This is a genomic window from Ruminococcus callidus ATCC 27760 (assembly GCF_000468015.1).
Classification (GTDB): domain Bacteria; phylum Bacillota; class Clostridia; order Oscillospirales; family Ruminococcaceae; genus Ruminococcus_C; species Ruminococcus_C callidus.
In genome coordinates, this window is record NZ_KI260441.1 from 1 (window position 1) to 11,818 (window position 11,818).

Annotated in this window: 12 protein-coding genes and 1 tRNA gene; 11 read left to right on the plus strand and 2 right to left on the minus strand. The window is 53.6% G+C overall.

The features are described from left to right. Positions 1-36: 36 nt before the first annotated feature. Positions 37-111, plus strand: a tRNA-Cys gene (locus RUMCAL_RS10125). 203 nt (positions 112-314) lie between these two features. Further along, positions 315-1,061 (plus strand): PIN domain-containing protein, encoded by a 747-nt coding sequence (locus RUMCAL_RS14700; protein WP_021682747.1) that lies wholly within the window; start codon positions 315-317, stop codon positions 1,059-1,061. Positions 1,062-1,206: 145 nt separating this feature from the next. On the opposite strand, the gene rpmB is transcribed toward RUMCAL_RS14700, so the two are convergent. Beyond that, the gene (gene rpmB / locus RUMCAL_RS15115) at positions 1,207-1,392 is read right to left on the minus strand and encodes a 50S ribosomal protein L28 (RefSeq protein ID WP_084194405.1); all 186 of its coding nucleotides are present in this window, start codon (positions 1,390-1,392) and stop codon (positions 1,207-1,209) included. 417 nt (positions 1,393-1,809) lie between these two features. Between rpmB and RUMCAL_RS10135 the strand changes: the two genes are divergently transcribed. The 8 genes from RUMCAL_RS10135 to metA all read left to right on the plus strand — a co-directional run bounded on the left by RUMCAL_RS10135 (position 1,810) and on the right by metA (position 8,027). Then, positions 1,810-2,466: a site-2 protease family protein gene (locus RUMCAL_RS10135; RefSeq protein WP_040647900.1), complete on the plus strand. Its 657-nt coding sequence runs from the start codon at positions 1,810-1,812 to the stop codon at positions 2,464-2,466. 4 nt (positions 2,467-2,470) lie between these two features. Then, the gene (locus RUMCAL_RS10140; protein WP_021682751.1) at positions 2,471-3,193 is read left to right on the plus strand and encodes a segregation and condensation protein A; all 723 of its coding nucleotides are present in this window, start codon (positions 2,471-2,473) and stop codon (positions 3,191-3,193) included. A gap of 50 nt (positions 3,194-3,243) precedes the next feature. Next, positions 3,244-3,825, plus strand: a complete 582-nt coding sequence (gene scpB, locus RUMCAL_RS10145) for an SMC-Scp complex subunit ScpB (RefSeq protein ID WP_242823506.1) — start codon at positions 3,244-3,246, stop codon at positions 3,823-3,825. A 21-nt stretch (positions 3,826-3,846) separates the two neighbouring features. Then, positions 3,847-4,566 (plus strand): hypothetical protein, encoded by a 720-nt coding sequence (locus RUMCAL_RS10150; protein WP_021682753.1) that lies wholly within the window; start codon positions 3,847-3,849, stop codon positions 4,564-4,566. Positions 4,567-4,581: 15 nt separating this feature from the next. Then, complete coding sequence (ytfJ, locus tag RUMCAL_RS10155; RefSeq protein ID WP_021682754.1) at positions 4,582-5,022, plus strand: GerW family sporulation protein; 441 nt, start codon at positions 4,582-4,584, stop codon at positions 5,020-5,022. A 58-nt stretch (positions 5,023-5,080) separates the two neighbouring features. Then, complete coding sequence (locus RUMCAL_RS10160) at positions 5,081-6,223, plus strand: D-alanyl-D-alanine carboxypeptidase family protein (RefSeq protein ID WP_021682755.1); 1,143 nt, start codon at positions 5,081-5,083, stop codon at positions 6,221-6,223. A gap of 24 nt (positions 6,224-6,247) precedes the next feature. Further along, positions 6,248-7,015 carry a pseudouridine synthase gene (locus RUMCAL_RS10165; RefSeq protein ID WP_021682756.1) on the plus strand — a complete coding sequence of 256 codons (768 nt, stop codon included), beginning with the start codon at positions 6,248-6,250 and terminating at the stop codon, positions 7,013-7,015. Between the two features lie 64 nt (positions 7,016-7,079). Then, on the plus strand, positions 7,080-8,027 hold the full coding sequence (metA, locus tag RUMCAL_RS10170) for a homoserine O-acetyltransferase MetA (protein WP_021682757.1): 948 nt from the start codon (positions 7,080-7,082) through the stop codon (positions 8,025-8,027). 90 nt (positions 8,028-8,117) lie between these two features. On the opposite strand, the gene RUMCAL_RS10175 is transcribed toward metA, so the two are convergent. Then, on the minus strand, positions 8,118-9,371 hold the full coding sequence (locus RUMCAL_RS10175) for an aspartate-alanine antiporter-like transporter (RefSeq protein ID WP_084194406.1): 1,254 nt from the start codon (positions 9,369-9,371) through the stop codon (positions 8,118-8,120). Positions 9,372-9,813: 442 nt separating this feature from the next. Between RUMCAL_RS10175 and RUMCAL_RS10180 the strand changes: the two genes are divergently transcribed. Beyond that, entirely contained in the window at positions 9,814-11,775 is a 1,962-nt protein-coding gene (locus RUMCAL_RS10180; protein ID WP_040647896.1) for a dockerin type I domain-containing protein, read from the plus strand. Positions 11,776-11,818: the final 43 nt, after the last annotated feature.

An 11,818-nucleotide genomic window follows, 5' to 3' on the forward strand; every position in this document is an offset into this window, starting at 1 on the left:
GAGGTAGCGAGTTCGAGCCTCGTAATCCGCTCCAATGGCGCTATAGCCAAGTGGTAAGGCAAGGGTCTGCAACACCCTGATTCTCCAGTTCAAATCTGGATGGCGCCTCCAAGAGATGAGAACGCAAGCGGGCGTTCTCTTTTTTTGTATCTCTTGAAGGTCAAGGGCAATACCGCACAAAGATTGTGCGGTATTGCCCAAGCTTTGCGGCTGGAGGATGCGTATACCTTAGAGCCTGTCCTGTACCTGTTTTGCAGTGTGCAGGACAGGCTCTTGTAGCACCTGAACCAATCGAAAGGAAAGGAGGAAATGCAATGGCAACGTATCTGATCGACTATGAAAATGTTTATATCGAGGGACTGACCGGTTTGGAGTATCTGACAAAGCGGGACGAGGTAGTGATTTTCTACACACAGAACCGCTGCGGGCTGACGTTTGAACTGCACCAGCGGCTGATCTCCTGTGATGCAAAGCTGCGGCTGATGGAAGTGACAGCACTGTCCACCAGAAAAAACACGGTGAAAAATGCACTGGACTTGCAGCTTTCCATGTATATCGGCTATCTGATCGGCAGCCGTCCGAAAGAACGTCTGTATATCATCAGCAAGGACACCGACTTCGACCTGAACCAGCAGTTCTACGACCGGTACCTGCAAGAGGATGTGCACGCTCTGTCGATTTATTCTACCATTGAGAATGCAATGAAAGGCATTCCCACGAGAGATGCAGTACAGGCTCTGGAAGAAACTGCTGCGGCTGCACCTGCGGATACGACTTCAACAGAAGAAGAAAACGTACCGGCAGCACCGAAAAAGGCAAAGAGCAGTGCGGCAATGCTGTTTCCGAAAGAGTTACAGTCGGAAGTGCGGGAACTGCTGGACACAGACGACAAGCAGGCGGTGAACCGGATCTGTGCGATCATCACCGCTTCGGAAGACCTGCTGACACTGAACAACCTGCTGTCCCGCTATTACCACGACGGCAAGCAGGTAAAGGACATGTATCACAAACTGAAGCCGTCCTATAAGGCACTCCGTAAGCTGGCAAACGGCACGAAGTGACAGACTTTCAAAACCCAAAAGAGCACCCTCCGGTGAAACCAGCCGGAGAGTGCTCTTTTTGCTTCATAAAAATGAAAAACCGAAAACAAGCGGCAATTGCCTTTGCTTTCGGTCACTTTTCATATTCAACTGTCAAAAACAGAGCTTACGCACGCTCGATCTTGCCGGAGCGCAGGCATCTGGAGCAAACGTACATATGACAAGGAGTTCCCTTCACAATCGCTTTTACACGCTTTACGTTCGGCTTCCATGTTCTGTTCGACCGTCTGTGGGAGTGAGAAACCTTGATACCGAAGGTAACACCCTTTCCGCAAACTTCACATTTAGCCATTCTACTGCACCTCCTTATCCTAACATTGCATGCCGACCGCCGGAAAATAGACTTCTGCGGCAGTCTGCAAACTAACATATCTATTTTATCAAATTTCCCGAAAAAAAGCAACCCTTTTCCTTGGATTCTTTTGAATATTTTTTTTACGATCAAAATACCTTTCGAAAAATACAATTATTTGCGAAAACAGACTGCAAAATCAAATACAGACTTATTTTCAAAAAGCAACCGAAAAAGAAATCGGCACATTTCCGGCATTCTGTCCTGCGGAAATCTTGTAAATTTTATGTCAAATGGCAAAATAGGCTTGAATTTTTCCGGAAAACCATGTATAATAAAAAGAACACATTATAGGGTATCTGGGTAGAACATTTTCATTTGGAAAGGACTGGAGCAATGGGAATTCTGAGCAATTTTATGAACTTGAACCGTTATGAGATTCTGGCAAGAATCGTGATCATATTGTTGGTGTTGCCGCTGCATGAGTTTGCTCATGGCTGGGTGGCACGGAAATGCGGTGATGACACCGCCGAAGCTGCCGGACGGCTGACGCTGAATCCGCTGGCACACGTAGACCCCTTTGGTGCAGTGCTGCTGCTGCTGACCGGATTCGGCTGGGCAAAGCCGGTGCCGATCAATCCGGCACGAATGAACCACCCCCGCAAGGGCATCATCTGGACATCACTGGCGGGGCCGCTGTCCAATCTGCTGGCGGCACTGGTAGGCGTGGTGCTGATGCAGATCGTCTTTCCGTTTTACTATGCCGACCCCAACGCCGTTTTGACAGGCATCTATACGCTGCTGTACTGGTTCGTGGCGATCAACATTTCGCTGGCAGTGTTCAACCTGATTCCTGTGCCGCCGCTGGACGGCTCCAAGGTGCTGATGATGCTGCTGCCGTACCGCCAGTCCGCGTGGCTTGAGCGAAACCAGCGGTATTTGTCGCTGGCACTGTGGATCCTGATTCTGGTGGGCGTACTGAGCACGCCGCTGAGTTATCTGTCCAACTGGATCATGCACTTCTTCGTCTGGGCGACCCAGTGGATCGGCACGCTGGTGCAGATGGTGATGTGAGTTCATGCAGACGATTTCGTTTAAGCTGGAAGTCTTTGAAGGCCCCATGGATCTGCTGCTGAACCTGATTTCCAAGCACAAGCTGAACATCTATGACATTGAGATCTCCAGCCTGCTGGAACAGTATCTGGCGTATCTGGATCAGTGTCGGGAACAGGACCTGGAGCTGGCAGGGGAATTTCTGGAAATGGCGGCACGGCTGATCTACATCAAAACGGCTTCGCTGCTGCCCCGTCCGGAAGATGCCCAAAAGGAAAAGCAGGCATTACAGGGGGCACTGATCGAGTATGCCCTCTGTAAGCAGGCGGCACAGGCTCTGGCACAGCGTTTTGTGGGCGGACAGATCTTTACCCGTCCGCCGATGCAGGTGGAAGTTTCTCCGGCATACGCCAGAACCCACCTGCCCTGTGTGCTGCTGGAAACATGGAACACCATGGGGCAGAAACGCTTTGCCCCGCAGGAAAACGCCCGCGAACGGTTACAGCGTGTAGTGACGCGTCCGGTGGTGTCGGTGATGTCCAAGGTGGTCTACGTGATGCGAAAGGTGTATCACGATGAACACGTGTATTTCGGGGCACTGTACGCCGATGTGCGGGAGCGTTCTGCACGGGTGGCACTGTTTCTGGCGGTGCTGGAACTGACCAAGCATGGCAGGATCGGCATCAGCGAGGACAGCACTTATCTCTATCGCCGGACAGACTATGTGAAACATTCTGCAAAGGGTTGAGAGAACTTCATTTATGCAGCCGTTCAAGTATGAATCCGAAGAATCGGGGAATGATAATGGAAAGAAACACCAGATCGCCGCTTTGCCTGATGCTGGAGGCGGTGCTGTTTGCCAGCGGAGAGCCGGTGCCGGTGTCCCGTCTGGCACAGGCATGTGAAGTATCAGAATCCGCGGTGCAGACTGCCTTACAGCAGCTGTCGGCGTGGTATGAAAAACAAAAAAGTGCGATCTGCGTGCAGCAGCTGGGGGACAGCTGGCAGATGTGCACCCACCCTGCCTATGCGACTGTGATCCAGCGGGCAGTGGAAACCAAAAAGGCGGCTCCGCTGTCAGCGGCTGCCATGGAGGTGCTGACGATCGTGGCATATAACCAGCCGGTCAGCAAAAGCTTTGTGGAGCATGTCCGCGGCGTGGACAGCAGTTCCGTGGTGAACACCCTTGTGGAAAAGGAACTGCTCACAGAAGCCGGACGGCTGGACGTGCCGGGCAAGCCGGTCGCCTATGCGACAACGCCCCATTTTCTCCGGTGCTTCGGCTTGCAGTCGCTGGACGAGCTGCCGCCGCTGCCGGTGTCGGCTGTGCCGCAGGAAATGGTACCGGAGTCGGAGGAATCTGACGATCTGGCAGAATGATGCAGAGGAGGCGAGTGGTCTATGGTTGGCTGGCTGATCGTGCTGGGGCTTCTGGCACTGCTGCTGGGACTGCTGTTGTCGCCGTTCTCCTTTGCGTGGGACTACGATGCCCCGAAAGACCGCTTCTTCTGGAAGCTTTCGTGGCTGGGGATCTCCTTTGCTGACAGTGCCGGAAAGGGATTGTTTCAGCGGGAAAAAGAGGAATCCCAGAAGCCGGAAAAAGAACCGGAAAAGCAGAAGAAAAAGAAGCGGAAGAAGCCGAAAAAGTCCCGCCGACCGGCAAAAAAGAAGTCGCCGGAATCTTCGGAAAAGACCGAAAAGCAAAAGCTGGAACACGGCTGGGCTCTCATCAAGGGCAGCCTGTCCGTGCTTCCGAAACCGCTGCGGCTGCTGTGGAAAGGCATCTCTCTGAAGCAGCTGACAGTGGGCGTGCAGGTGGGACGGTTCGATGCACAGGAATGTGCCCTCGCCTACGGAGCAGCCAATGCGGCAGTGTACACCGCCGTGGGGCTGCTGGGCAGTGCCATGCGGGTACAGGTGCAGCAGATACAGGTGCAGTGTGCGTTCGGGCAGGAGTGCTCCCGCTGGGTCGTCCGCGGAAAGCTGCACCTTTGTTTCCTGGCAGCTCTGGCGGCACTGTGCAGCTTTGCCGTAGGCTATGCGATGCAGAAAAACCGGCAGGAAACTGACGGGAAAGAGAAAGAAGATACCGCAGAAAAAGAACACGCTGCGGTGAGATAACAGGAGGTAAATGTAATGGCAGAAAAGCGTCCGATTCAGGATCTCATGGGAGTTACAATGGAAAAAATGCGGGAAATGGTAGATGTGCAGACCATTATCGGAGATCCGATCGTGGTTTCTGACAAGGTGACTATTGTGCCCGTGTCAAAAGTGTCATACGGATTTGCCTCCGGCGGCTCTGACCTGCCGGTGAAAACCAATCCGAAAGACCTGTTCGGCGGCGGTGCCGGTGCCGGCGTGTCCATTCAGCCGGTCGCCTTTCTGGTGGTACAGGAGGACGGCGTGCGGCTGCTGCAAATGGACGAGGGCAGCGATGCTCTGTCCAGTGCCATTCGCTCGGTGCCGGAAGTGGTAGACCGTCTGGGCAGCATGTTCAAGAAGGGCGACAAGAAAAACGACAAAAAGACTGAAAATCCGGAAAAACCCGCGGAAACGGATTCCGGCGAAGCAGAATAAACTGCCGCTTCTTTCGCATACATTGTGGTAATTTTACAAGTATGCGGAGGAATCTGAAATGCGAAAACAACATTTTCTGCGGTGGCTCAGCGGGATATGGGCGGTGTGTCTGGCGGTGACTGGTCTGCCGGTGCTGCATGTACAGGGCGAGGCTCTGTCGGTTTCGGCGGAGTCCTGCATTCTGATGGAAGCGGTGACCGGTGAGGTGCTCTATGAAAAGGCGGCAGATCAGCAGCGACCTATGGCAAGCACGACCAAGATCATGACCACGCTGCTCTGTCTGGAAAGCGGCGATCTGGATACGCCCTTTTCGGTGGACAACGATGCGATCCATGTAGAGGGCTCTTCCATGGGGCTGGTAGACGGGGACATTGTGACCAAGCGTGCCCTCTGCTATGGCATGCTGCTGCCCTCCGGCAATGATGCTGCCGGAGCAACTGCTGTGAAGCTTGCCGGCAGCTATGCCGCTTTTGCAGAGCAGATGAACCGGAAGGCTCAGGAACTGGGCATGACCCAGAGTCATTTTGTCACGCCCTCCGGTCTGCACGATGCGGAGCATTACTCAACTGCCCGTGATATGGCACTGCTGACAGCGGCGGCTTTGCAGAACGAAACCTTTCGGGAGATTTGTGGGCAGGCTTCTGCCAAGGTGTGCTTCGGCAATCCGCCCTATGAACGGTGGCTGACCAATTCCAACAAGCTGCTGACCATGGACGAAACGGTGATCGGTGTCAAGACCGGTTTCACAGACGAAGCCGGTCGCTGTCTGGTGTCCGCCAGTGTGCGGAACGGCATCACGCTGATTTGCGTGACTCTGAACGACCGGAACGACTGGCAGGATCATGAAGTCCTGTACGATTACGGCTTCGGGCAGCTTTCCCCGCAGGAGGTGACATTTCCCGCCGACTGGACGCTGCCCGTGACCGGCGGCACCACAGGAACTGCTGCGGTGGCTCCTGCGGAAACGCTGACAGTAGGTGTGAAAGACGGGAACATGCCGGCGTGGTCGTATCAGCTGAACACGCCGCCGTTCCTCTATGCCCCGCTGACCGCCGGACAGGAAGCCGGCACGTGGAAGCTTCTGCTGGACGGCAGAGTTGCCGCACAGGGCAGGCTGCTGGTGCAGTCTGCGGTAACTTATCAGGAAAAAACGACAGAGCCGGAACCCCAAAGCTGGTGGAAACGGCTGCTGCAAAAATAGAGCAAAAAAGGAGTCAAACAGGAAGTGGAAAAAATACGAATTCAAAAACTGCTGGCAGATGCCGGATATTGTTCCAGACGACAGGCGGAAAAGCTGATCTCTGACGGAAAAGTCAAGGTGAACGGACACCCTGTCAAGCTGGGCGATAAGGCAACACTGGCAGATCTGATCACCGTAGGCGGCGAACGGGTATATCTGCCGCGAAAGAAACAGTACCGTTATCTGATGCTGTATAAGCCGCGGGGCTATGTGACCACCACCTCTGACGAGCTGAACCGCCGCTGTGTCATGGATCTGCTGGAGGACGTGGAGGAACGCGTTTACCCCGTGGGCAGACTGGACAAGGATTCCGAGGGCTTGCTGCTGCTGACCAATGACGGCAGCTTCGCCAACGGCATCATGCACCCCAGCCGCCATATCAGCAAGACCTATCGTGTTACCGTTCGTCCGGACGTGACCGAGGAACAGCTGATCGCCCTGTCCGGCAGCATGGAACTGGACGGCAAAATGACTCAGCCGGCAACTGTGGTTGTCAAGACCAAGGAGCCGGGGCGTGTCGTCCTGCTGATGACCATTCATGAGGGCAAGAACCGACAGATCCGCCGTATGTGCGAATCCGTCGGGCTGGAAGTTGCCCGTCTGCGGCGAATCAGCATCGGACCGCTGAAGCTGGGCATGCTGAAGCCGGGTACTTACCGTGACCTCACCGCCGAGGAACTCCGTGCCATTCGAAATGCCATGGGGACCGGCGAAACCGCTGCTCCGGCAAAGAACAAGGGCAGACGGAGATAATCGGAGTATTCATAAGTTCTATCAATAGTTCTATCAAAAAACGTTCTGGGAGGAGGAACAGGCAATGCCAATTTGTATTTCACCGGAGCTGCCGGCGTATCACACTCTGTCCGAGGAGAATATTTTTGTCATGGACAGCGACCGTGCGGCTCATCAGGACATTCGCCCGCTGCGAGTGCTGGTGCTGAATCTGATGCCGAAAAAAATTGAAACGGAATGTCAGTTCCTGCGGCTGCTCAGCAACACGCCGTTGCAGGTGAATGTTGAATTTCTGCATGTATCCAGTCATATCAGCAAGAACACGTCGCAGAATCACCTTGCCACATTTTATCGGACTTTTTCCGAAATTCAGGATCAGTATTACGATGGCTGCATTATCACAGGTGCTCCTGTAGAGCATCTGGCATTTGAAGATGTGGACTACTGGCAGGAGATCTGCACGATCATGGAGTGGACAAAGTCCCACGTCTTTTCCACGCTGCACATCTGCTGGGCGGCTCTTGCGGGGCTGTATTATCATTTTGATGTGCCCAAGTATGACCTGCCGCAGAAGATGTTCGGCGTTTTCCCGCAGCATGTGCTGGAGCCTCACTGTCAGCTGCTCCGCGGCTTCAACGACGTGTTCCACGCACCGCATTCCCGCCACGCGGAAGTGCATCGGGAGGACATCGAAAAGGTGCCGCAGCTGAAAATTCTGACGGAGTCGGAACTCTCCGGCGTGCACATCGTCGCCAACAAAAACGGCAGACAGTACTTCATCACTGGTCATTCCGAGTATGATCGGGACACGCTGAAAGGGGAGTATTTTCGGGACAAGGAAAAGGGAGCAGAGATCGCGGTTCCCTATGGCTATTTTCCAGATGATGATCCCACCAAGGAACCCCATTTCAGCTGGGGGTGCAGTGCGAACCTGCTGTTCTCCAACTGGCTGAATTACTGCGTCTACCAGCAGACACCTTACGACCTGACTGCACTGGAACTGTACAACTGGGACTGGCAGGCAGGACTGTAAGGCATCATATTGTACAAGCTGTGAAATCATAAAAAACCCGTCCGCACCGGAGAGCCATGGTGCGGACGGGTTTTTTAGTTTCAAATAAATTTAGAGATATGTGAGGAACTGCGATGCCAGAACCACCAGTACCAGTGCGATCGGATAGGTTGCAGCGTAAGCACTTGCAACGTTCGGTGTGCCGCTGGTATTGATGAGAGCACCCAGAGCCGGTGTGCTGGTCATACCGCCGGTGATAGAACCGAGGTTGTTGAACAGGCTCAGCTTCAGCACCTTCTTCGCGAGGAAGAAGCCGATGAACAGCGGAATGATCGTCATCAGTGCACCCCACAGGAACAGCAGCGGACCGTACTTTTCCAGTGTCTGTACGAATCCGGCACCGCCGTCTACGCCGGCACCGATGAGGAACAGAACCAGTCCCCATTCCTGAAAGACTTCCAGCAGATGCTTGTTGACCTTCATGCTCAGCTTGCCGATTCTGCCGAAGTGTCCGAAAATCAGACCCATGATCAGCGGGCCGCCGGTAGTGCCCAGATTAAAGGAACCTGCACCCAGCGGAATGTTGATGCAGCCCAGAATGGCACCAGTCAGAACGGTCAGGGCAAATGCACCCAGACCGAATTTGTCCATTTCAAACAGCTTTTTCTGCTTCAGCGGACTTTCTTCGCCAGTGTCTACAGAAGTCAGCTTGGCACGTTCTTCGTCCATGTTGGCTTTCAGTACCTTCGGTACGATCTGCACGAACAGAACAACGCCGATAACGCCGAACGGATATGCCACGGCATGCCCTACGGCGATTTCCTTGAACACCGGAGAACTTTCCCCGATCGCTTCCTGTGCTGCGGCAAATGCCGGCGTACTGGTCAGTGCACCGGACAGCAGACCAACGCTCATGGCAGAATTCATGTCCGGCACCAGCAGTGTGATCAGAGCACAGACACCTGCACCGGCAGCAATGATGATCGCACCCAGCAGAACGTAGGACTTGGCGTTTTTCTTCAGATTCTTGAAGAATGTCGGACCGGCGATCAGACCAACGGAAGTGACGAACAGGATCAGACCAAAGCTCTGGATCAACTTGAAATAAAAGTTGACAGCGTCCTGTGCTTCTACGTCAGCGATCCATGCGGCAATACCGTTGTCGCCGAATGCCACGCCCTTGAAGTGGCCAACGACCAGAGCCACCAGAAAGATGGCAGCGGTTCCCAGCGAAACGCCCTTGATGTTGATCTTGCCCAGCAGATAGCCTACAACGATGATCGCAAAGACAAAGAACAGGACCATGACAATGGCGGACATGCTGAAAATATGCGTGCCTGCCACTTCGAACAGTTTTAGACTCATGAAAAAACCTCTCTCCTTATACATGAAGCTGGGAGAAACCGACAGGCTCTCGTTGGGATGTCGGTTTCTCCGCGATAAACACCTGTGTGCCGTATAAAAACAAGCGGAACACAACATACTTTATTATTATAACTGATTTCAGTTTTTTTGTCAATAATGCCGAACGATTTTCTGAAAATTGTACGTTTCCAATGATTTTCCACCCTAAAAGTGTCGATTGACTGGGGAAAAGCACAAAACCAGATGTAACAGTTTGAAAAAATTAGTGGATTTCCAATTGCACAGTACGAATTCCTCACCGAATTTTTGGAATTGGAGGAAATTTTTGTGAGTGATGTGAATTTGCACAAAGATACATCTCCGGATTGACAGAAAATTATAAATATGATATAATAAAAGCAGTTGAAAATTCTGCAATTGCAGAAAAAGGAGGTGTCGGTAAATGCGGCACAATTGGATCACCCCCAGGATGGGGCTTTTTTTGGCGGCGGCAATGCTGATGTCATCGCTTTCGGCGTTGCCGCCGGTGTCTGCGGCGGAAACTGCCATGACAGATGATCTGCTTTCGGTGCAGGGGATTCCGGTGGAACACACGCCGGAAATTGCCCTTTACGGAGCAGGGAACACGTCCCCGGACGAACAGGCAGCGTATCCGGAGGACATTTACAGTTCCACAATGGGCTATGACGTTCTGAACGATGCACAAAAAAGCCTGTACCGCAAGATCAAGGCGGCGGCACATGCATTTTATACCGGAACTGCGGCGGCAGAAGGAGTGTCTTACGGTTCTGATGAGGAAAAGCTACCCTGCTTTGCCGTAGTCAGCAATACGGATTCTTCTCTCTCCAACGAGGATACCGTCAAGGTCATTTCCATGTTCCGCAATGACAATCCCATGTATTTTTTTGTGGGGAACAACTACTTGTACAGCATGGACTACGATTTTGAAACGGAAAAAAACTATGTTGGTGCGGTTTATATCGCCTGCGTCGAGGAATACACCAGCGGGACGGCACGACAGGCGGAACGCCGTGCACTGGAAACACAGATCACTGCGGCACGGGAACAGGTGGAAGCACAGGATACTGCATGGGCAAAAGCCAGAGCCGCCAATGACTGGCTCTGCAACAGCCTGACTTACGCCTATGATGCCAGCGGTAATCCGGACGATTCCATGGCATCACACAGCATTGTAGGGGCGTTTGATGAACGCTATTGTGCGGCAGTGTGCGAGGGCTATGCCAAGGCGTTCCAGCTGCTGATGAACGCTGCCGGCGTGGCGAATGCCTACATTGTCGGGCTGGGAAACGGCGGCGGGCATGCGTGGAACATGGCTCAGATGGACGACGGCTACTATTATTATTTTGATGTGACGTGGAACGACTCCACCAGTTCAGACAAATATTTTGCCGCGGGAGAAACGAGTTTTTCCAAGAATCACACGCCCAACACGGCAGACGGCGAGAGATGGGACTATCTCTATGACCTACCGGACGTGCCGGAGGATGACGGCACTGATGAAACGGGTACTGTTCTGACAGAGGGAGATTTCACTTACCAGCTGTACACAGACCACGCGGTTCTGACGGCGTACACTGGCGAGGACGTATCTGTTTCCGTGCCGGAGGAGGCAGACGGGCTGCCGGTTACAGCGATCAAAGGGGCATTTGCCGGAAACGCTGCCGTACAACTGGTGGACCTGCCGAAAACCGTGACTGCGGTTTCCTACGGCACCGGTGGCATCGGGGCATTTGAAAACTGTACCGCTTTGCAGGCGGTTTCCATGATTTTGACTTCCCGCGTGGAATACCACTCGTTCCGGAACTGTTCTGCGTTGCAGACTGCCACGCTGCCGCAGACAGTTACCCTTGTGGGAGCAGGTGCTTTTGCGGCGTGTACCAGTTTGAACACGCTGCGTGTTTATTCCAGTGACTGCACCTTTGGGGCAGCATCGGCAGTTCCTGCGGAAACGGTGCTCTACGGCTATGCGGGTTCTACCGCACAGGCTTACGCGAAAAAGTATGACCGGACATTTCTGTTGTTCGGGACTGTGACGACTGCCGCAACCACAGCTGCAACTGAAACGACAACGACCACCACACAGACGACAACCACGACCCGAGCGACAACACAGACTACCTCTGACAGCACCACTGCAACCACGACAGCAACAACTGTCACTGCCGGAGAGATTCTGCTGCCGGAGGTGGGGGACTGTAACAATGACGGCGTGTGCAGGGTAGATGATCTGGTGCTGCTGAATCAGTACCTGTTGGGCAGCGTACAGGGCAGCGAAGTGCAGCGACCTGCGATGGACTGTAACGCAGACGGCACAGTGGACAGCAGGGACAGCCAGCTGCTGGCGATGTTCCTCATGCAGCTGATCCCACGGCTGCCGGCATAACAACGGATACGAGGCAATACCGCACAAAGAGCGTCTGGCGACT

Excerpts from the sequence above, each read along its gene's own strand:
- RUMCAL_RS10175 (WP_084194406.1), bottom strand. The coding sequence starts at position 9,371 with ATGAGTCTAAAACTGTTCGAAGTGGCAGGCACGCATATTTTCAGCATG.
- RUMCAL_RS10140 (WP_021682751.1), top strand. The coding sequence starts at position 2,471 with ATGCAGACGATTTCGTTTAAGCTGGAAGTCTTTGAAGGCCCCATGGAT.
- rpmB (WP_084194405.1), bottom strand. The coding sequence starts at position 1,392 with ATGGCTAAATGTGAAGTTTGCGGAAAGGGTGTTACCTTCGGTATCAAG.
- scpB (WP_242823506.1), top strand. The coding sequence starts at position 3,244 with ATGATAATGGAAAGAAACACCAGATCGCCGCTTTGCCTGATGCTGGAG.
- metA (WP_021682757.1), top strand. The coding sequence starts at position 7,080 with ATGCCAATTTGTATTTCACCGGAGCTGCCGGCGTATCACACTCTGTCC.
- RUMCAL_RS10150 (WP_021682753.1), top strand. The coding sequence starts at position 3,847 with ATGGTTGGCTGGCTGATCGTGCTGGGGCTTCTGGCACTGCTGCTGGGA.
- RUMCAL_RS10160 (WP_021682755.1), top strand. The coding sequence starts at position 5,081 with ATGCGAAAACAACATTTTCTGCGGTGGCTCAGCGGGATATGGGCGGTG.
- ytfJ (WP_021682754.1), top strand. The coding sequence starts at position 4,582 with ATGGCAGAAAAGCGTCCGATTCAGGATCTCATGGGAGTTACAATGGAA.
- RUMCAL_RS14700 (WP_021682747.1), top strand. The coding sequence starts at position 315 with ATGGCAACGTATCTGATCGACTATGAAAATGTTTATATCGAGGGACTG.
- RUMCAL_RS10135 (WP_040647900.1), top strand. The coding sequence starts at position 1,810 with ATGAACTTGAACCGTTATGAGATTCTGGCAAGAATCGTGATCATATTG.
- RUMCAL_RS10180 (WP_040647896.1), top strand. The coding sequence starts at position 9,814 with ATGCGGCACAATTGGATCACCCCCAGGATGGGGCTTTTTTTGGCGGCG.